The following is a 19,922-nucleotide window of genomic DNA, read 5'->3' as shown; positions in this document are numbered from 1 at the left end:
GCGCCGGAACGCCCCGTACGCCTTCGTCTGGAAGGCGACGGTAACCCAGCCGGGCAGGGCGCGCCAGTCAGCGCGCCCGGCAATCAGGGCGCGTCAGGGCACGACCAGTGCGCTGCGCGCCATTTCGGTGCTGCGGATCGTCACGAAGTCGTTGTAGGCCTCGTTGGCGGCCACCGGCAGGGTCGAGCCCAGGGTCATGGTGGCCTGGGTGAAGGCCATGCTGACCTGGAAGTCTTCCTTGCGCAGGGCCTTCTGCTCCGAGGCGGTGCTGGCCTTCAGCCAGCGCGCATACAGCTCGCGCATCGGGCCAGCGTGTGCCTCGAAGGCGGGGTCCAGCGCGGGCAGGGTGGCCGGCGCCGGTTCCAGCGTGTAGACCGGGGCCACGTAGCCGGCCGGCTGCTCACGCTTGAAGGCACCCGGTTCGCCCATGCTCTGTTCCACGTAGTCGATGAAGTCCGGGGCAGTGAACACCTTGGTGCTGATCTTGCCGCCGCTGGCATCCACATGGGCCACGATCTGCTCTTCGGGGAACGGCTGGCGCACGCCGAAGTTCCAGGTCTTGTCGATGAACAGGCCGTGGTGCTTTTCGTAAGGGCCCTTGAACTCCACCCCGCCCAGTTCCATGCCCAGCCCGCTGGCGCCGAAGTTCTTCAGCTTGTCCTCACCGGTCACGTAGATCTCGCGCGCGGTCACGTACTCGCTCAACGTCGGGTTGATCAGGCCACCACGGCTGCCGGCATACACGATGAAACGCACGTCGCCCAGGTGATCGGTGTGCAGCTGGTGCTCACCCGGGGCCAGGCTGACCGCACGCGATGCGTTGGCGGCCACCGGCAGGTCCTTGCCGTCGATGCGGATGGCCAGCGGCGTGGCGGTGGGGTTGTCGATCTCGAAATCGACCTTGGACGAGCATGCAGACAGCGCCAGCGCAGCGACGAGGGGGAACAACAGGGTTTTCATGACGGGAAATCGTCCTTGATACAGACAACGGAAAAAGAACATCAGGCGCGGGATCAATTGGCCCATGGCGGGCTGTAGCGCACCTTCAGCGTGCGCACCGCCGGGTCGGCGCGCAGCGCTTCCATCAGCTTGGAATCGATGCGCACCGCGCTCTGCCCGGACACATCGAGCATGCCGGCCACGCCGCCCTGCGGGCTCTTCAGCAGCAGGTCCAGGCGCAGCGGCGTGCGCCCGGGGCGATGGCGGTCGAGCACGGCATTCACGCGTTCCCACACCGGGCGCTGCTGGCGCAGGTCCAGGCGCAGCGACAGGCGCGTGGCGTAGTTGGCGCAGACTTCATCGAAATCCCAGCACTGGCGGATGCGCAGGGCGAAGCCGCCGTTGAATTCGTCTTCGCGCAGGCCGCCCTTGACCACCAGGATGCGATCCTTGGTCATCAGGTGGCCGAACTCGGCCATCGCGTCGGAGAACGCGCTGCATTCGACCCGGCCGCGGCCGTCTTCCAGCTGGATGAAGATCTGGCTTTCGCCCTTGCGGCGCACGCCCACCACCTGGCCGGCCAGCACGGTCTGCACTTCCGGGCGCCAGCGCTTTTCACCACCGCCACCGCCGCCACCGCTGTTGGCGCTCCAGATCTTTTCCACGGCGCCCAGATCGTTGCCGACCAGGTCGCGCACATCGTCGCGCCACGGGTCGAACGGGTGGCCGCTCAGGTAGAAGCCCAAGGTGTCGCGCTCGCCGTTCAGGCGCTGCAGCAGCGGCCATTCCTCCGCTTCAGGCAGGTCCAGCTGGATGCTGACCGCGCTCGGGTCGGGGCCGCCGAACAGCGAGTTCTGGCCCGACGCGCGCTCGCGCGCCATCTGGTCGGTGGCCTTGATCACTTCCGGCAACTGCAGCATCAGCGAAGCGCGGTTGTGGCCCAGTTCGTCCAGCGCGCCGCAGTTGATCATCGCTTCCAGCGTGCGCCGATTGAGCTTGGCCGAACCCACGCGCGTGCAGAAGTCCAGCAGGTCCTTGTAGTCACCGCCCTTCAGGCGTTCGTCCACCACCGCTTCGCAGGCCCCCTGGCCCACGCCCTTGATCGCGCCCAGGCCGTACTGGATGGTGTCCGGGGTCACCGCTTCGAACATGAAGGCCGAGTGGTTCACCTTCGGCGGCAGCACCGTCAGGCCCAGGTTGCGCACTTCGTCCAGGAAGCCGACCACCTTTTCGGTGTTGTCCAGGTCCGAGGACAGCGTGGCGGCCATGAACTCGGCCGGATAATGGCGCTTCAGCCACGCGGTCTGGTAGCTCACCAGCGCATAGGCGGCGGCGTGCGATTTGTTGAAACCGTAGCCGGCGAACTTCTCCATCAGGTCGAAGATCGCATCGGCCTTGGCTTCGTCCACGCCATCCTTGGCCGCACCCTCGCGGAAGATCTCGCGGTGCTTGGCCATTTCCGCCGGCACCTTCTTGCCCATCGCGCGGCGCAGCAGGTCGGCGCCGCCCAGCGAGTAGCCGCCGACGATCTGCGCCATCTGCATCACCTGCTCCTGGTACACCATGATGCCGTAGGTGTCCTTCAGGATCGCTTCGGTGCGCGGATCGGGATAGATGATTTCTTCCTGGCCGTGCTTACGTGCGTTGAACGATGGAATCAGGTCCATCGGGCCCGGTCGGTACAGCGACACCAGTGCGATCAGGTCTTCGAAGCGGTCGGGTCGCGCGTCCTTCAGCAGGCGGCGCATGCCCGAGGATTCAAACTGGAACACCGCACCGGTATTGCCGTTGGCGAAGATGTCCTTGTAGGTGGGCGCATCGTCCAGCGGGATCGCGGCGATATCCACCGGCGGAATGCCGGCGCGCTCGTGGCGCTTGTTGATCGCCTTCACTGCCCAGTCGATGATGGTCAGCGTGCGCAGGCCCAGGAAGTCGAACTTCACCAGGCCCACTTCTTCCACGTCGTTCTTGTCGAACTGGGTGACCGGGTTCTTGCCCAGGCCGTTCTCGTCGTGTTCGGCGTACAGCGGGCAGAACTCGCTCAGCGGCTCGGGCCCGATCACCACGCCACCGGCGTGCTTGCCGGCGTTGCGGGTCAGGTCTTCCAGCTGCAGCGCCAGGTCGATCAGGTCGCGGACATCGTCCTCGCTCTCGTAGCGCTGGATCAGTTCCGGCGAGGCCATTTCCGAACCGGGGCCTTCCTTGCCCTTGCCCAGCGCATCCTTCAGGTGGATGCCCAGGATGTTCGGAATCAGCTTGGACACACCGTCGACCAGGCCATACGGGAAGCCCAGCACGCGGCCGGAGTCGCGCACCACCGCCTTGGCCGCCATGGTGCCGTAGGTGATGATCTGGCTGACACGTTCGCGCCCGTACTTGCGCGCGACGTAGTCGATCACTTCGTCGCGGCGGTCCATGCAGAAGTCGATGTCGAAGTCGGGCATCGACACGCGTTCCGGGTTCAGGAAGCGCTCGAACAGCAGGTTGTAGGGCAGCGGGTCCAGATCGGTGATCTTCAGCGCCCACGCCACCAGCGAACCGGCACCGGAACCACGGCCCGGGCCGATCGGAATGCCCTGGTTCTTGCCCCACTGGATGAAGTCGGCCACGATCAGGAAGTAGCCGGGGAAGCCCATCTTGATGATGGTGTTGAGCTCGAACTCCAGGCGTTCGAAGTACTCCTCGCGGGTCTTGCCCGGCGCCAGCGGATTCTTCTCCAGGCGCTCGGTCAGGCCGTCGCGCGACATCTTCTGGATCCAGGTGTCCAGCGTTTCGTCGTCGGGCACCGGGTAATTGGGCAGGAAGTAGGTGCCCAGGCGCATCTCGATGTTGCAGCGCTCGGCCAGCGCCAGCGTGTTGTCGATCGCATCGGGAATGTCGGCGAACAGCGCGCACATTTCCTCGGCCGACTTCAGGTACTGCTGGTCGCTGTACTCACGCGGGCGCTTGGGGTCGTCCAGCACGCGGCCGGTGGAAATGCACACGCGCGCTTCGTGCGCGCTGAAATCGGTCGGCGCCAGGAAGCGCACGTCATTGCTGGCGATCACCGGCAGGCCGCGCTGGCCGGCGGCCATCAGCGCGAAGCGGTTGAAGGTTTCCTCGCCTTCGCGGCCGGTGCGGGTCAGTTCCAGGTGCAGGCCATCGCCGAACACGCGCTGCCAGTCGGCCAGCTGCTGCTCGGCCAGGTCGTGCTTGCCGTCCAGCGCCAGCCGTCCGGCCAGGCTCTCGCGCCCGGCCAGGGCGAACAGGCTGGCGTTGCCGGCCTTCAGCCAGTCCGGGTGCACGGCCACGCCGCCTTCGGCGCGGTGGCCTTCCATCCAGGCACGGGTCAGCAGTCGCGACAGGCTCAGGTAGCCCTCGCGGTCGCGGCACAGCAGGGTCATCCGCCACGGGTCCTGGCCTTCCTCGGCGATCATCACGTCGGCGCCGGCGATCGGCTTGATGCCCACGCCTTCGGCGGCCTTGTAGAACTTGACCAGGGCGAACAGGTTGTTCAGATCGGTCACCGCCAGCGCGGGCAGGCCGAGTTCCACCGAGCGCGACAGCAGGTTGGCCTGCTTGGCTTTCTTCGGGTCCGCCTGGTCGGGCTTGGCCGGCACGCGGATGGTCGAGTCCGCCAGCGAGAACTCGGTGTGGACGTGGAGATGTACGAAGCGAGAGTTGGACATGCCGGACCAGGTTGGAGCGCGCGGGCCCCGGGAGCTGACGGGGAATCGTCGCCGGGGTCGGAAAGCGCTTGAATGCCCGGTCAGGGTAGCGAGGGGAGGGGGTGGCGACAAGGACTTGACGGTGGGCGATATCGCATTCGCGCTATCGCCCCCCACGGTCCGCAAGCGAACCGCGGGCCCCGTCTTGCCACGCTCCCAGACCCCCGCGCCGTTGGCGCGTCCCCCTGACTCAGGGGGACTCTGCTCCAGACGGGTTGCGTGCGATGTTCAGGCAATCGCGGCGCTGGCCGGCGATGCGGATTCCAGGCAGTCGCGCACCGGGGCGAAACTGCGCCGGTGCTCGGCGCAGGGGCCGTGGGCCCGCAGCGCGGCCAGGTGTGCCGGGGTGCCGTAGCCCTTGTGCTGGTCGAAGCCATATTCAGGGTGGCGCACGTGCAGATCCTGCATGTAGCGGTCGCGCGAGACCTTGGCCAGGATCGAGGCCGCCATGATCGCACGGTCGATGCCATCGCCGCCGACCAGCGCCTGCGCCGGCAGCACCAGCCCCTTCGGCACCACGTTGCCGTCGATGCGGGCGAAGCCGGCCACGTGGGCCACCGCCGCCACCACATCACGCATGCCCTGCAGGGTGGCTTGGTAGATGTTCAGCCGGTCGATAGCCGGCACGTCCACCAGCACCACGTGCCAGGCCAATGCCCGCTCCATGATGCGGTCGTACAGCTGGTCGCGGCGGGCGGCGGTCAGCTGTTTGGAATCGTCCAGGCCGTTGATGCGCGGCCTGCATGGGTCGAACACCACCGCGGCCACGGCCACCGGGCCGGCCAGGGGGCCGCGCCCGGCTTCGTCCACCCCGGCGATCAGGCGTTCGGGTTCAACCACGGCCGCCCCGTCGAACAGCGCCAGACTGGCCGCCGCGGCTGCACGACGGCTCATGCGGTGGCCTGGCTGCGCATCAGCAGTTCGCCCACCGCGTCGGCCGCGCGGGCCGAGGCATTGCGGCGCAGACGCTCGTGCAGGCGCGCATAGGTGCCCTGCAGATCGGCCACCCGCTGCGGGTGGTCGAACCACTGCTGCACGGCGGCGGCCAGCGCATCGGGCGTGCAGTCGTGCTGCATCAGTTCCGGCGCCAGGTCCTGCCCGGCCAGGATATTGGGCAGGGCAAATCGATCGACCTTGATCAGGCCCAGGGCCTTCACCAGGCGGTAGGTCAGCTCGTTCACGCGGTAACCGACCACCATCGGCCGCTTCACCAGCATCGCTTCCAGGGTGGCCGTACCCGAGGCCAGCACCACCACGTCGGCAGCGATCATCGCCGCCCGCGCCTGGCCATCCAGTACGTGCGAATAGGCCACAGGCAGCGCCGAGCGGGACAGCTGTTCTTCGATCAGGCGTCGGCAGGCGGCATTGGCCGCGGGCACGACCACGTGCAGGCCGGGAATCCGTTCGGAGACCTGCCAGGCGGCTTCGAAGAACGGTTCGCCCAGTCGCGAGATCTCGCCCAGGCGGCTGCCTGGCAGCACGGCCAGCACCTTGGCCGACGCCGGCAGGCCCAGCTCGGCGCGGGCCGCATCACGATCGGCCTGCAGAGGAATATCGTCGGCCATCGGGTGGCCGACAAAGCGGGCGTCGATGCCATGCCGGGCATAGATGGGCGGTTCCATCGGGAACAGGCACAGCACCAGGTCGGCGCTGCTGCCGATCTTCTCGGCCCGCTTCTCGCGCCAGGCCCAGACCGACGGGCTGACGTAATGCACGGTGGGCACGCCACGCTGTTTCAGCCAGCGCTCGATGCCCAGGTTGAAGTCGGGCGCATCAATGCCGATGAACACGTCCGGCTGCCATTCCAGCGCACGCTGGCGGAACGCCGAGCGCAGCTTCAGCAGGCGCGGCAGGTGGCGCAGCACTTCGGTCAGCCCCATCACCGCCAGTTCGCTGGCGTCGTGCCAGGTCTGGCAGCCGGCGCTGCGCATGGCATCGCCGCCGATGCCGGCGAATTCGGCGTGCGGGAAGCGTGCCTTCAGTTCGCGTACCAGACCGGCGCCCAGCAGGTCGCCGGACGCTTCACCGGCCACCAGCGCGACGCGCAGCGGGCGCTCGCTGAGCACCCGCTGTGCAGGCACGCTGCCGGCCATCGAGGCCAACGGGATCACATCGGCGCCGGCCGGCGCCTGGCCGGTCGTGCTGCTCATCGCAGCAGGGGCCTCTCGGCATGCTCGATGAAGTCCAGCATGGCCTTCACGTCGTCGCTGCCCTGCGCCTGTTCGGCCAGCTGCTGCTTGGCCTCGGCCAGCGGCAGGCCCGCCACGTACAGCGTGCGGTACGCGCGCTTGATGGCGGTGATGCGGCCGGCATCGAAGCCACGGCGCTTCAGGCCTTCGCTGTTGATGCCACGCGGGCGGCCCAGCGAATCGGTGCCGACCATGGTGAACGGCGGCACATCGCCGTTGGTCAGCGCACCCATGCCCAGGAAGGCATGCGCGCCGATGCGGCAGAACTGATGGGCACCGGCGAAGCCGCTGATGATCACGTAGTCGCCCACGGTCACGTGGCCAGCCAGGGTGGTGTTGTTGGAGAACACGCAGAAATTGCCCACGTGGCAGTCGTGTGCCACATGCGTGTAGGCCAGCATCCAGTTGTCGTTGCCGATGGTGGTGATGCCACCGCCGCCGCCGGTGCCACGGTTCAGGGTCACGAACTCGCGGAACACGTTGCGGTCGCCGATCACCAGTTCGGTGCGCTCGCCACTGAACTTCTTGTCCTGCGGTTCGCCGCCCACCGCCACATGGCCGATGAAACGGTTGTCGCGGCCGATCCGGGTCGGGCCGTGCACGCTGCAGTGCGGGCCGATCTCGGTGCCGGCGCCGATTTCAACGTCGGCGCCGATGAGGGTGAACGCACCCACGCGCACATCGTCGGCCAGGCGCGCCGAGGGGTCGATCACGGCGGTGGGATGGATCAGGGGGGCGTTGTCGCTCATCTTGGTCCTCCGGCCAGGGTTATTCGCGGGTGCCGGCGCACAGCACCTCGGCGCAGGCGACCACTTCGCCGTCGACCTTGGCCACACAGTCGTACACGGCCATGTTGCGGATCACGCGCTTGATCTCCACGTGCATTTCCAGCACGTCGCCCGGCACCACCTGCTTGGTGAAGCGGGCCTTGTCCACCTTCACCATGTAGAACAGCTTGGACTGCGAATCGCGGCCCAGGGTGAGCTGGGTCAGCACGCCGCCTGCCTGGGCCATGGCTTCGATGATCAGCACGCCCGGCATGATCGGCTGATTGGGGAAGTGGCCCTGGAAGAACGGCTCGTTGATGCTGACGTTCTTGGTCGCCACGATGGTGCGCTTTTCGTAGTCGATCGACAGCACCTTGTCCACCAGCAGGAACGGGTAGCGGTGCGGCAGCAGGGCCTGGATCTGCGTCATGTCCGGCAGGGTCTGGGTCTGGCTCATTCTTTCTCCTTGCTTACAGACAGGATGCGGCGGGCCAGTGCATCAAGCTGCTTGAAGCGCGCGGCGTTCTTGCGCCACGTGCGGTTGTCGGTGAGGGGGGTGCCGGAGGAGTATTCGCCCGGCTCGGTAATGGAGTTGCGGACCACCGATTTGCCGGTGATCACGACCTTGTCGCAGATTTCCAGGTGGCCGACCACGCCAACGGCGCCACCGAGCAGGCAGTAGCGGCCGATCTTGGCGCTGCCGGCAATGCCGGTGCAGCCAGCAATGGCCGAATGTGCACCGATCTGCACGTTGTGGGCGATCTGCACCAGGTTGTCCAGGCGCACGTCTTCGGCCAGCACGGTGTCTTCCAGCGCGCCGCGATCAACGCAGGTGTTGGCGCCGATCTCGCAGTCATCGCCAATGCGCACGCCGCCCAGCTGCGGCACCTTGATCCACTTGCCCGCATCCATGGCCAGGCCGAAGCCGTCGGCGCCCAGGACCGCGCCGGGGTGGATGCGCACGCGCTTGCCCAGCTTTACCCGGGTGACCAAGGTGACCCGCGCGATCAGTTCGCAGCCGGTGTCCAGGCTGCAGTCTTCGCCGATGATGCTGCCGGCGCCGACGATGCAGTTCTCGCCCACCACGCTGCGCGCGCCGATGGTGACGAACGGACCGATATGGGCGCTGGCGGCCACCTGCGCCTGCGGGTCGATGACCGCGCTGGGATGGATGCCGGGCTCGCGCACCGGCGCGCTGTCGAACAGCGCGGCGATCTTGGCGAACGTGGTGTATGGATCCTTGGCGATCAGTGCCGCGCCAGGTGCGGCCTCGGCATCGTCGGCGCGCAGCACCACCAGCGAGGCGTGGCTGTCGGCCAGCTGCGCGCGGTAGCGCGGGTTGGCAAGGAAGGTCAGCTGGCCGGCACCGGCATGGGCGAGGGTGGCCACGCCGTGGATGGCGGTGGCAGGATCGCCATGGACCTGCAGGCCGAACTGCTCGGCGAGTTGCTGGGCGGTGTAGGTAGGAGTATTCACGGCGGGAGTTTACCGTGTGACGCCATTCCGGTCATGCGCAGGCGCCTGCGCCCGCGCCGGGGGGCTGGTCATCGTGGCGCTGCCTGGGCTACGGTGGCCGCACCCTCTGGATGCCCGCGCAGTGTGCGTGGGCCACGAAAAAGGACCTTTCATGCGAAACCTGCTCTATCCGGTGGCCGTCGCGGCTGCCCTTGTCCTGTCCAGCCCGGTTCACGCCGCCGACGCACCTGCCGGGGCCGCCGCCGATTTCGGCCGGCTGTTCACCAATACCTGCCTGGCTGCCTTTGGCGATGCGCGCAAGGTCGGGCAGTTCATGGAATCGAACGGGTTGGCGCCGCTGCCCGAGCCTACCGCGCAGAGTTTCCTGATGGGCAAGACCGGCAAAGCCTGGGCCATCAGCCTGGGCGGTGGCAATTACGCGGTGGCACAGACCGATGACGGGGTCTGCGCGGTCTTTGCCCGCCAGGCGCAGCCGGACGCCTTCGTGGGCGAGTTCCAACGCCTGCTGCAGAGCGTGCCGGCGCCGTTGCAGGTCACCGAGGTGAAATCCTCCGGGCCGAACCGCGAGGGCACCCACACCCGCTCGTGGGGCGTGAATGCACCGGATGCCCCGACCGGCGTGCTGTTCACCCTTACCACGTCCAGTGACCCCAGCATGCCGCTGCAGGCGATGGCGTCGATGGCCAGCGTGTCCACCCGCGAGTTCATTCCGGTGACGGCACCGAAGCAGCGTTGAACCGCCGTCGAGCAGGCTCGACGCTGCGGACAGAATGACCAGAAACGAGAAACGCCGGGCAATGCCCGGCGTTTTCGTACCCGTCTGGTGGAGAGCCCCCCCTGTCAAGGGGGGCCTTCGGAGGTCAGTTCTTAGAACTGGCCGCCAAACGTGAACTGCAGACGCTCGATCTCGTCGCCGTCCTGCTTCTTCAGCGGGAACGCGTAGCTGATCGAGATCGGACCGACCGGGGCGCGCCACAGCAGGGCCACACCGGTGGACACGCGCAGCTCGTTGGCCTTGAAGTTGTCCACGCCGTTGTAGACGTTGCCGAAGTCGACGAAGGCCGACACGCGTGCCGACGGGCTGTCGAACAGGCGCGGGAAGTAGGCTTCGATCGAACCGACGGTCTTCAGCGAACCACCCAGCGGCTGGCCGTTGGGATAGCTGGAGGTTCGTTCACGCGGACCCAGGGTGTTGTCTTCGAAGCCGCGCACCGAATTGGTACCGCCGGCATAGAAGTTCTCGTAGAACGGCAGGCCCGACGCCTTTACGGTTTTCACGTAATCGGACGAGTTGGGGTTGCAGTCCACGGTCTGGATCGGGTTCGGGTTGGCTTCGGTCGGCGCGGTGTAGCACAGGTCGCGCACGGTGTCCTTGCCGTAGCTGTCGCCGTAGCCGATTTCCGCACGGGTGTTGATCACCAGCGACGGAATGATCGGCCAGTACTTGCTGATCTGGTAGTTCAGCTTGAAGTACTCGACGGTCGAACCGGGCAGGGTGGTTTCCAGGCCAATGCGCTGGTAGGTACCACGGGTCGGCATGAAGTAATCATTGCGCGAATCGCGGGCCCAGCCCAGTTCGGTGCGCCAGGCATGGAAGGTGCGCCTGCCGATGGCGTTGATGTAGTCGACGATCGAGTCCGGGGTCGAACCCGGGTAGGTGGTGATCTGGTTGCTGTCGATGCCGAACATCAGCGAGACGGTGTCGGTCTCGGTCAGCGGCACGCCGAACACCACCTGCGCGGCACCGTTGGTGCTGTTGTACTGCGCGGTGTTGAAGTCGGAGTAGTCCAGTTCGCGCCAGGACAGGTTGTAGCCCAGCGACACGCCGTCATCGGTGAAGTACGGGTTGGTGTAGCTGAAGCCGTAGCGCTGCAGGTAGCTGCTGCGCGAGGCTTCCACCGACACGCGGTTGCCGCCGCCCAGGAAGTTGTTCTGGGACAGCTGCACCGAGGTGGTCATGCCGTAGGACTGCGAATAGCCCAGGCCGAACACGAAGCTGCCCGACGTGGTTTCCTTCACGTTGTAGACCACGTCCACCTGGTCGTTGCTGCCGCTGACCGCCGGGGTTTCCACGTCCACCGATTCGAAGTAGCCCAGGCGCTGCAGGCGGATCTTGGAACGGTCGATGGCGGCCTGGGAGTACCAGGTGTTCTCGAACTGACGCATTTCGCGACGCATCACTTCGTCGGAGGTGCGGGTGTTGCCCTTGAAGATGATGCGGCGCACCGACACGCGCGGGCCCGGCACCACCTGCATGTTCACCGCCACGGTCTGCTCGGCGCGGTTGGTGGTCGGGATCGGGTTCACCTTGGCGAACGCGTAGCCGATGTTGGACAGCGAATTGGTGATCGAGTCGGAGCTGAACTCCAGCAGGGCGCGCGAGAACGTATCGCCGGCCTTCTGCACGACCATGCGCTCGACATCTTCCTGCGGCAGGATGGTGTCGCCGCTGACCTTGATGTCGGAGATCTTGTACTGGTTGCCCTCGGTCACGCCGGCGGTCACGAACATGTCGCGCTTGTCCGGGCTGATCGAGACCTGGGTGGAGTCGATGCTGAAATCGACGTAGCCGCGGTCCAGGTACCAGGAATTGAGCTTTTCCAGGTCGCCGGACAGCTTTTCCTTGGAGTACTGGTCATCGCGGCGGTACCACGAGGCCCAGTTGTGCTCCTTCGATTCCCAGATTTCCAGGATGTCGCGCGCGTCGTACTTCTCGGTACCGACCAGATTGACGTGGCGGATCTTGGCCGCCTTGCCTTCCTTGATGGCAATGGCGATGTCCACGCGGTTGCGGTCCAGCGGGCTCACCGTCGGGGTGATTTCCACGTTGTACTTGCCGCGGTCGTTGTACTGGCGACGAAGTTCCTGGGTCACGCGGTCCAGGCTCAGGCGGTCGAAGGTGCCGCCTTCGGTCAGGCCGATGTCGGACAGGCCCTTCAACAGCTGGTCGCTCTTGATGTCCTTGTTGCCGGTGACGGTCAGCTTGTTGATCGCCGGGCGTTCCTTCACGGTCACCACCAGGATGCTGCCCTGGCGGTCCAGCTGCACGTCTTCGAAGAAGCCGGTCTTGTACAGGGCGCGGATGGTGTCGCCGACCTTGCTGTCGGTCACGGTCTCGCCGCGTTCCACCGGCAGATAGGTGAACACCGTACCCGAGCTGATGCGCTGCAGACCGTCGACGCGGATGTCGCTGACAGTGAAGGGCTCGGCAGCCTGGGCCAGCACGGGGGCGCCGGTGACGGCGGCGAGGGCGAGGGCCAGCAGGCGGCGATTGGGGAGTCGCGTCATGTCACGTCCGGTAGGAAGGTCGATTTCATTGGTGCGGGATGCCGACGCTGTAGACGGCAACAACGTGGAAAAGTTCATCGCGGGACCAGGCCGAGGATGTCGTTGTAGAACGCCAGTCCCATCAGCCCGGCCAGCAGCGCCAGACCGATGTACTGTCCGGCGGCGATGGCACGCTCGCTCAGCGGGCTGCCCTTGACCAACTCAATAAGGTAATACAGCAGGTGCCCGCCGTCCAAGATGGGAATGGGCAGCAGGTTGATGATGCACAGGCTGAGCGACAGCAGCGCCAGGAACTGCAGGAACCAGTCGACGCCGCGCTTGGCCGAAACATTGGCCACGCGGGCGATGGTGACCGGGCCGGAAACGTTCTGCAGCGAGGCTTTGCCGGTGACGATGCGGGCCATCATGGCCAGCGAATCGGCGCCCAGGCGGCCGGTCTCGCGCACGGCTGCGGTGACCGCATCCAGCGGCCCGTAGCGCATCAGGGTGTCGTACGGCGGGCTGTAGGTGCTGGCAAAGCCCACGCCGATCTGCCACTGCGGCTGGCCCTTGCCGTCCTTGCCCTGGCGCGGGGTGACTTCCAGCGCCAGGCGCTCGCCCCCGCGCAGCACCTCGATCATGCCCGGGCCGCCGTGGCGCCCCAGGGCCTGGATTTCCGGGCTGACCTGTTCGGCGCTGTCGATGCGCTGGCCATCGATGGCCACGATCAGGTCGCCGGCCTGCAGCTGGCCGGCCACGGCCGAATCGGCGGTCAGGCTGTCCACCAGCGCCGGCTGCATCCACGCCTGCCAGTGCAGGCCGGCCAGCAGCGGCACCCGGCGTTCGTCGAAGCCGGCTGGCAGCTGCGACAGCGGCAGGGTACGGGTCTGGATCTGGTCGGCCAAGTCGACCACCTCGACTTTCACGTCGCGGCGGTCCATCGCGGCGGCGGTCAGCGCCATGCTGGCCTCGCCCAGGGTGACCACGCTGCGGTCATCCACGCGCAGCAGACGGTCGCCGCTGACCAGGCCGGCGGTGGCGGCCATGCCGGTGGCACGGCCCACGGTGGCCGAATAGTCCTGCTTGCCGATCACGAACATCGCCCACAGCAGCAGGATGCACAGCAGCAGGTTGGCGGCGGGGCCGGCGGCGACGATGGCGATGCGCTGCCAGACGGTCTTGTGGTTGAAGGCCTGGCCGCGCTCATGCGGGTGGACCTCCACCTCACGCTCGTCCAGGAACTTCACGTAGCCGCCCAGCGGCAGCGCGGCGATGGCGAACTCGGTGCCATGCTTGTCGCGGCGCGACCACAGCGGCCGTCCGAAGCCGACCGAGAAGCGCAGCACCTTCACCCCGCACATGCGGCCCACCCAGTAGTGGCCGAACTCGTGGAAGGTGACCAGCAGCCCCAGGCTGACAATCATCCACCAGACCGATCCGATGAAGTCAGTCATGCAGGCTCACAGTGGCGGACAGGGGCGGAAGCGTCATGCAGTTCGTCGAGGCGTTCAGGCAGCGGCGATGGCGTTCAGGGTGAGGTGGCGTGCCCGCTGGTCGGCGGCCAACAGGCCCTCCAGTGTATCGGCTGGTTCGCTGGGCAGTGTTGAAAGAGCGTTAGCCACCAGTGCCGGAATGGTCAGGAAACCGATCCGGCCCTGAAGAAACGCTGAAACGGCCTCTTCATTGGCGGCATTCAGCACCGCCGGGGCGGTGCCGCCGGCCTGCATGGCCTGCCAGGCCAGAGCCAGGCAGGGGAAGGCCTCGGTGTCGGGCGCCTCGAAATCCAGCCGGCCCTGGGCCAGCAGGTCCAGCCCGCCCACGCCCGATTCGATGCGCTGGGGCCAGCCCAGGCCCACCGCCAGGGTGGTGCGCATGTCTGGCAGGCCAAGCTGGGCCAAGGTAGACCCGTCAACGAATTCGACCAGCGAATGGACCAGGCTCTGCGGGTGCACCAGCACCTCGATGCGCTCGCCCGGTACGGAAAACAGGTGGTGGGCTTCGATTACTTCCAGACCCTTGTTCATCAGCGTGGCCGAATCGACCGAGATCTTCGGGCCCATCGACCACTTCGGGTGGGCCACGGCCTGGGCCGGGGTGACCTGGGCCAGCTCGGCGCGGCTGCGGCCACGGAACGGGCCACCCGAGGCGGTCAGCAGGATGCGGCGCACGCCGGCGCCGTCCAGGCTGGCATCGCGCGAGCGCAGGCACTGGAAGATGGCGCTGTGTTCGCTGTCGATCGGGATGATCTCGGCGCCGGCCTGGTCGGCGGTGCGGGTCAGCAGCTCGCCGGCCAGCACCAGCGATTCCTTGTTGGCCAGCAGGATGCGCTTTCCGGCCGCGGCGGCGGCGAGGGTGGAGGACAGCCCGGCGGCGCCGACAATGGCGGCCACCACGGTGTCGCAGGCATCGCTGGCGGCCAGCTGGTCCAGGGCGGGGGCCCCTGCATGCGCTTCGGTGGCCAGGTTGGCATCGCGCAGGCCGTCGCGCAGCTGCGTAAACAGCGTTTCGTCGGCGATGACGGCGTGCGCGGGGCGATGCACGCGGCACAGCTGCAGCAGCGCCTCTACCTGGCGGCCGGCGGCGAGCACGGTGGCCTGGTACTGCTGCGGATGGCGGGCAATCACGTCAAGCGTGGAGGTGCCGATGGAGCCGGTGGCACCAAACACGGCGACCCGGCGGGGGTATGCAGCAGCGTCCATGGTCAGAATCCGAAGATTTCCTTGCCCAGCGCGAACACGGGCAGGGCCGCCAGCACACCGTCAATGCGGTCCAGTACGCCGCCGTGGCCCGGAATGACGTTGCCCGAATCCTTGGCGCCCGCGTGGCGCTTGATCAGGCTTTCATACAGGTCACCCAGCACCGAGGCGAACACGGCCACCACGGCAGTGACCAGCAGGCCGGGCAGGTGGGCGGTGTCCACGCCGGCAACCAGGCCCAGGCCGACAGCCACGGCCACGCCGGCCACCAGCCCGCCCAGCAGGCCTTCCCAGGTCTTGTTGGGGCTGATGCGCGGGGCCAGCTTGTGCCTGCCGAAGCGGCGACCGGCGAAATACGCACCGGAGTCGGCCGCCCAGACCAGCGCCAGCGCGGCGAACAGCCACAGGTGGCCATTGCCGCTGCGCGTGGCATCAACGTCGCCACCGGCATGGATCAGCACCAGCGCCGCCCACGAAGGGACGATGGCCAGGGTGCCGGCCAGCAGCTTGAGGATGCGCGCCGGGCTGCCCGGCTGCGCACCGAACTGGTAGAAGCGCAACCACAGCAGGGCGCACAGCCACCAGCCCACGCCCACCAGGGTGGCGATCTGGTACAGCACCAGGCTGCCGGCATCGGCCCAGACCAGCAGCACCATCAGCACCAGGTTCAGCACCAGCAGCACGGTACGGGCCAGTGTGTCTTCCACGTCGGCCAGCTTCAGCCATTCCCACAGGCCGACAAGGAACACGGCGGCTGCGGCTGCGGCCAGCCACTGCGTGGGCAGCAGCAGGATCGCGGCGATGGCCACCGGCGCCATGATCAGCGCGGCGAGTACTCGGGTCTTGGTCATGGGTTGGACGTCTCGGTGGCCATGGCGGCGATCTGGGCGCTGGTCAGGCCGAAGCGGCGCTCACGGCTGGCATAGGCGTCCAGCGCCTGCTGCAGCAGTGCGGCATCGAAATCCGGCCACAGCGCTTCGGTGAACCACAGCTCGGTATACGCCAGCTGCCACAGCAGAAAATTGCTGATACGGGTATCACCACCGGTGCGGATGAAAAGATCCGGCGGCGGCAGGTCGGCCAGCGCTACCTGGCGGCCCAGCAGTGACTCATCGATCTGCTCGGGCAACAGGCGGCCGGCGGCCACTTCCACTGCCAGTGCACGGGCGGCACGGGCAATGTCCTGGCGCCCGCCGTAGCTGGCCGCGATGGACAGGGTGAGGGTGGTGTTGTCGGCGGTGCGCTGTTCGGCCAGCTGCATGCGGCTGACCAGCCCGGCGCCGAAACGTTCGCGTTCACCGATGAAGCGCACGCGCACGCCGCGCCGATGCAGCTCGTCCACTTCGCGATCGAGCGCGCCAAGGAAGAGCTTCATCAGGGCATCGACTTCTTCCTGCGGCCGGCCCCAGTTTTCGCTGGAAAATGCGAACAGGGTCAGCGCCGGAATGCCCAGTTCAAGGCAGCGCTCGATGGTGCGGTTGACCGCACGGGCGCCGGCACGGTGGCCGATCACGCGCGGGCGGCGGCGCTGCTGTGCCCAGCGCCCGTTGCCATCCATGATGATGGCAACGTGGCGGGGCAGGGCGGCCGGCAGGGGGGGCGGGACTGAAGGCATCGACTTCAGACCGACAACAGTTCCTTTTCCTTGTCGGCTACGACTTTGTCGACATCCTTGATGTTGCTGTCGGTCAGCTTCTGGATGTCGTCTTCGCCGCGCTTCTTTTCGTCCTCGCTGATCGCCTTGTCCTTGACCAGCTTGGCGATTTCCTTGTTTGCATCCTGGCGGATGTTGCGGATCGCGATCTTGGCGCCTTCGCCTTCCTTCTGCACCTGCTTGGCCAGTTCCTTGCGGCGCTCTTCGGTCGGCGGCGGCATGTTGATGCGGATCGCGGTGCCCAGGGTGTTCGGGGTGAACTCGGCGTTGTACAGGCCCTTCTCGATCTCCTTGATCATGCTCTTGTCGAAGGGCGTGACCAGCAGGGAGTGGGCGTCGGCATTGGAAATGGACGCGACCTGGTTCAGCGGGGTGCTGGCGTTGCCGTAGGCATTGACCGTCACGCGGTCCAGCAGGGCCGGCGTGGCGCGACCGGTGCGGATGGAGGTGAGGGTGTGCTTCAGAGCGTCGATGCTCTTGGCCATGCGCGTCTGCGCGTTGTTCTTGATGTCGTTGAGCATCGCCCGGGTCCTGGATGTAACTGGAATCGGGCGATTATAGGCGAATACGGCACGCTGCCGGGCCTGGATCGGCGCAGGGCCCGGCTGGCGCTCAGGCTCAGGCCGGATCGCGGCCCTGGACCAGGGTGCCGATGTTGGCGCCATTGAGGATCTTCAGCAGCTCACCCGGCTGGCCCATGTCGAACACGCGCATCGGCAGGTCGCTGTCGCGCGCCAGGGCGAAGGCGGCGGTATCCATCACTTCCAAGCCGCGGCGGATCACTTCGTCGTAGCTCAGGCTGTCGAAGCGCACCGCGTCGCTGTACTTGTTCGGGTCCTTGTCGTACACGCCATCGACCTTGGTCGCCTTCAGCAGCAGGTCCGCGCCGATCTCGATCGCGCGCAGGGCGGCGCCCGAATCGGTGGTGAAGAACGGGCTGCCGACGCCGGCGGCGAAAATGACCAGGCGGCCCTTTTCCAGATGGCGGATGGCGCGGCGGCGGATGTAGTCCTCGCACACGTCGTTGATCTTGATGGCGCTCATCACGCGGGCCTTGGCGCCGAGCTTTTCCAGGGCATCCTGCATGGCCAGAGCGTTGATGACCGTGGCCAGCATGCCCATCTGGTCGCCGGTTACCCGGTCCATGCCGCCTGCGGCCAGGCCGGCGCCACGGAAGATGTTGCCGCCGCCGATCACCAGGGCCACTTCGGCGCCGGCCTGCTGGGCCTCGATCACTTCACGGGCCAGGCGGTTGATGATCTTCGGGTCGATGCCGTAGTCCTCGTCTCCCATCAGCGCCTCCCCGGACAGTTTCAGAAGGATGCGGCGATAGGCGAGCTTGGACATGAGGACCTCGGGTGCGTGGAAATCGCGGGCGATTCTACGCGCATGGAGCGCGCGGCCAAAGCGTTTTGTGCGCTGCGGCGCGATTTGGCGTGATCCCCCGGCCTGGGCCGGGGGATCCGTTCAGCCAACTTCCAGCCCCGCAGTCGCTGACAGCTCATCATGCCCCAGTTCGCCGGGCGAGCGGGCGATGACCCGGTTGCGGCCCAGATTCTTCGAGCGATAAAGAACGTCATCGGCGGCGCGCAGCAGGTCCTGCACGGTGGCAAAACGCTCGTAGCCGCCCTGGGTGGCCACGCCGGCGGAGAAGGTGACGAACAGCGGCCCGCTTTCGGCCTCGGTCATGGGCGTGGTCACGATGTTGGCCAGGACCCGGCGGATCACGTCCAGAGCCATGGCTTCGCTGGTGTTGGGCAGCAGGGCCACGAACTCTTCACCACCGAAACGGGCAACCGTATCGCTGTTGCGCAGCTGCCCCTGCAGCTTGGCCGCGAAGGCGCGCAGCACTTCGTCGCCGGTCAGATGGCCGTGGGCGTCGTTGATCTTCTTGAAGTCGTCCAGGTCGATGAAGGCCACCGACAGCGGCCAGCCATGGCGGCCGGCGCGCAGGAATTCCTGCTCGAGCACGGCTTCCAGCTGGCGGCGGTTCAGTACGCCGGTCAAGGCGTCGCGGTGGGCCTGGTCGGCCAGTCGCTTGGCACGCGCCTCGAATTCGTCGGCACGGCGCCGCGCCTGCTCGGCATCCTGCATTTCGCGCAGGTTGCGCAGGGTGGTCAGTTCCTGCGCGTGGTCGATCAGTTCGCGCACGCGCTGCGGCGAGCTCAGACCGGTTTCGAACAGGCTGGCGATATCGGGGAGGGCATCGCTGATGCGGGCCAGCACCTGGTCGAAGCGGGCGCTGTCCAGCTGCAGCTGGTCGTGTACCTGGTGCAGGGCGCGTTCGCGCGCGGCATCGGCGTCGCTGTCCAGCCAGATATCGGCCACCGCGCCAGACAGCTGCACGCAGGCCTGGAACGGGGTGGTGGCCGGTTCGGCATCCTCGCTGTGGCGGATGCTGTCCACCAGGTAGCGCGGCAGGCCCCATTCCTCGGCTACCCATGCGCCCACGTCGGCGTGGCTGCAGCCCAGGGCCTGGCGCTCACGGGCGACCAGGTCGGGGTTGTCATCTGCTTCGCGCAGCACTGGCAGGTAGCGTTCGGATTCGGCCTGGGCCAGGCACAGCACGCCCATGTCCTGCAGCAGGCCGGCCAGCATCAGTTCTTCCAGGCGGCGCAGACCGCGCGCCTGGCCCAGCTGGCTGGCGGCCAGTGCACTGAGGATGCTGCGCTTCCACGCGCGCTGGCGCAGGTCGTGGCCGGCGCCGCCGCCGGCGGTCAGGCCTTGGGTCACGGTGAAGCCCAGCGCCAGGCTGATGGTGGCGTTCAGCCCCAGCATGGTCAGCGCCTGGCCGAGGTTCTCGATGCGGCGCCGGCTGGCATACAGGGGTGAGTTGGCAATGCGCAGCATGCGAGCACTCAACGCCATGTCGATGGCGATGATGTCGGCGGCGGTGGCGATATCCGCTTCCGGGTCCTGCGCCAGTTCGATGATGCGCAGGGCAATACCGGGAGGCGAGGGCAGGTTGCGGCACAGCGCCAGGGCAGCAGTCAGCTCAGGAGGCATGTCGGATCGTCAAATTCCAGTAGGACAAGAATACTTAGGAATGCATCACAGTTTGCGTTTTTCGTTCCTGCTATGTGACTGCAAATTCCTCTGTGCCGAGTATCGGCTTGAATGCGTGATAACGCAAAGTCTGGCTGATGTGCGCACCAACGGTGCGCAACCAACCGTGCCACAGGTGCCGCAGGCATAAAAAAAGAGCCGCGGTTTCCCGCGGCTCCTTC

At 66.9% G+C, this 19,922-nt stretch carries 16 protein-coding genes; 1 reads left to right on the top strand and 15 read right to left on the bottom strand.

All coding sequences use genetic code 11. From position 1 onward, the window contains the following. Nucleotides 1-93: 93 nt before the first annotated feature. From RTY46_RS00220 to lpxD, 7 genes are all read right to left on the bottom strand, one after another. Entirely contained in the window at nt 94-960 is an 867-nt protein-coding gene (locus tag RTY46_RS00220) for a hypothetical protein (RefSeq protein ID WP_312706113.1), read from the bottom strand. Between the two features lie 53 nt (nt 961-1,013). Continuing rightward, the gene (gene dnaE / locus RTY46_RS00215; protein WP_312706112.1) at nt 1,014-4,607 is read right to left on the bottom strand and encodes a DNA polymerase III subunit alpha; all 3,594 of its coding nucleotides are present in this window, start codon (nt 4,605-4,607) and stop codon (nt 1,014-1,016) included. A gap of 267 nt (nt 4,608-4,874) precedes the next feature. Continuing rightward, nucleotides 4,875-5,540, bottom strand: coding sequence for a ribonuclease HII (locus tag RTY46_RS00210; protein WP_312706111.1), 666 nt, complete (start codon nt 5,538-5,540; stop codon nt 4,875-4,877). Then, complete coding sequence (gene lpxB / locus RTY46_RS00205) at nt 5,537-6,796, bottom strand: lipid-A-disaccharide synthase (RefSeq protein WP_312706110.1); 1,260 nt, start codon at nt 6,794-6,796, stop codon at nt 5,537-5,539. Before lpxB ends, RTY46_RS00210 begins: the two co-directional genes overlap by 4 nt. After that, nucleotides 6,793-7,584 (bottom strand): acyl-ACP--UDP-N-acetylglucosamine O-acyltransferase, encoded by a 792-nt coding sequence (gene lpxA / locus RTY46_RS00200; RefSeq protein ID WP_108749057.1) that lies wholly within the window; start codon nt 7,582-7,584, stop codon nt 6,793-6,795. The genes lpxB and lpxA overlap by 4 nt, the downstream gene beginning before the upstream one ends. Nucleotides 7,585-7,603: 19 nt before the next feature. Continuing rightward, on the bottom strand, nt 7,604-8,059 hold the full coding sequence (gene fabZ, locus RTY46_RS00195; RefSeq protein ID WP_108749058.1) for a 3-hydroxyacyl-ACP dehydratase FabZ: 456 nt from the start codon (nt 8,057-8,059) through the stop codon (nt 7,604-7,606). After that, nucleotides 8,056-9,078 (bottom strand): UDP-3-O-(3-hydroxymyristoyl)glucosamine N-acyltransferase, encoded by a 1,023-nt coding sequence (gene lpxD / locus RTY46_RS00190; protein WP_312706109.1) that lies wholly within the window; start codon nt 9,076-9,078, stop codon nt 8,056-8,058. Before lpxD ends, fabZ begins: the two co-directional genes overlap by 4 nt. Nucleotides 9,079-9,229: 151 nt before the next feature. On the opposite strand from lpxD, the gene RTY46_RS00185 reads away from it, so the two are divergent. Further along, entirely contained in the window at nt 9,230-9,814 is a 585-nt protein-coding gene (locus RTY46_RS00185) for a hypothetical protein (RefSeq protein ID WP_312706108.1), read from the top strand. Nucleotides 9,815-9,945: 131 nt separating this feature from the next. On the opposite strand, the gene bamA is transcribed toward RTY46_RS00185, so the two are convergent. From bamA to RTY46_RS00145, 8 genes are all read right to left on the bottom strand, one after another. Beyond that, on the bottom strand, nt 9,946-12,366 hold the full coding sequence (gene bamA, locus RTY46_RS00180) for an outer membrane protein assembly factor BamA (protein ID WP_312706107.1): 2,421 nt from the start codon (nt 12,364-12,366) through the stop codon (nt 9,946-9,948). A gap of 74 nt (nt 12,367-12,440) precedes the next feature. Then, a complete protein-coding gene (rseP, locus tag RTY46_RS00175; protein ID WP_312706106.1) occupies nt 12,441-13,799 on the bottom strand; it encodes an RIP metalloprotease RseP in 1,359 nt (452 codons plus the stop codon). A gap of 54 nt (nt 13,800-13,853) precedes the next feature. Beyond that, entirely contained in the window at nt 13,854-15,044 is a 1,191-nt protein-coding gene (locus tag RTY46_RS00170) for a 1-deoxy-D-xylulose-5-phosphate reductoisomerase (protein WP_312706105.1), read from the bottom strand. A gap of 2 nt (nt 15,045-15,046) precedes the next feature. Further along, nucleotides 15,047-15,892, bottom strand: coding sequence for a phosphatidate cytidylyltransferase (locus RTY46_RS00165; RefSeq protein ID WP_312706104.1), 846 nt, complete (start codon nt 15,890-15,892; stop codon nt 15,047-15,049). Continuing rightward, the gene (gene uppS, locus RTY46_RS00160; RefSeq protein ID WP_312706103.1) at nt 15,889-16,656 is read right to left on the bottom strand and encodes a polyprenyl diphosphate synthase; all 768 of its coding nucleotides are present in this window, start codon (nt 16,654-16,656) and stop codon (nt 15,889-15,891) included. Before uppS ends, RTY46_RS00165 begins: the two co-directional genes overlap by 4 nt. Before the next feature lie 5 nt (nt 16,657-16,661). Continuing rightward, nucleotides 16,662-17,216 (bottom strand): ribosome recycling factor, encoded by a 555-nt coding sequence (frr, locus tag RTY46_RS00155; RefSeq protein WP_108749065.1) that lies wholly within the window; start codon nt 17,214-17,216, stop codon nt 16,662-16,664. A gap of 97 nt (nt 17,217-17,313) precedes the next feature. Continuing rightward, nucleotides 17,314-18,042: a UMP kinase gene (gene pyrH / locus RTY46_RS00150; protein WP_108749066.1), complete on the bottom strand. Its 729-nt coding sequence runs from the start codon at nt 18,040-18,042 to the stop codon at nt 17,314-17,316. 120 nt (nt 18,043-18,162) lie between these two features. Further along, entirely contained in the window at nt 18,163-19,701 is a 1,539-nt protein-coding gene (locus RTY46_RS00145) for a GGDEF domain-containing protein (protein ID WP_312706102.1), read from the bottom strand. Between the last annotated feature and the right edge of the window lie 221 nt (nt 19,702-19,922).

Origin of the sequence: Stenotrophomonas sp. (assembly GCF_032056425.1) — a bacterium.
In the GTDB taxonomy this organism is placed as follows: Bacteria; Pseudomonadota; Gammaproteobacteria; order Xanthomonadales; family Xanthomonadaceae; genus Stenotrophomonas.
This window is presented reverse-complemented; position numbering and strand designations above follow the sequence as displayed.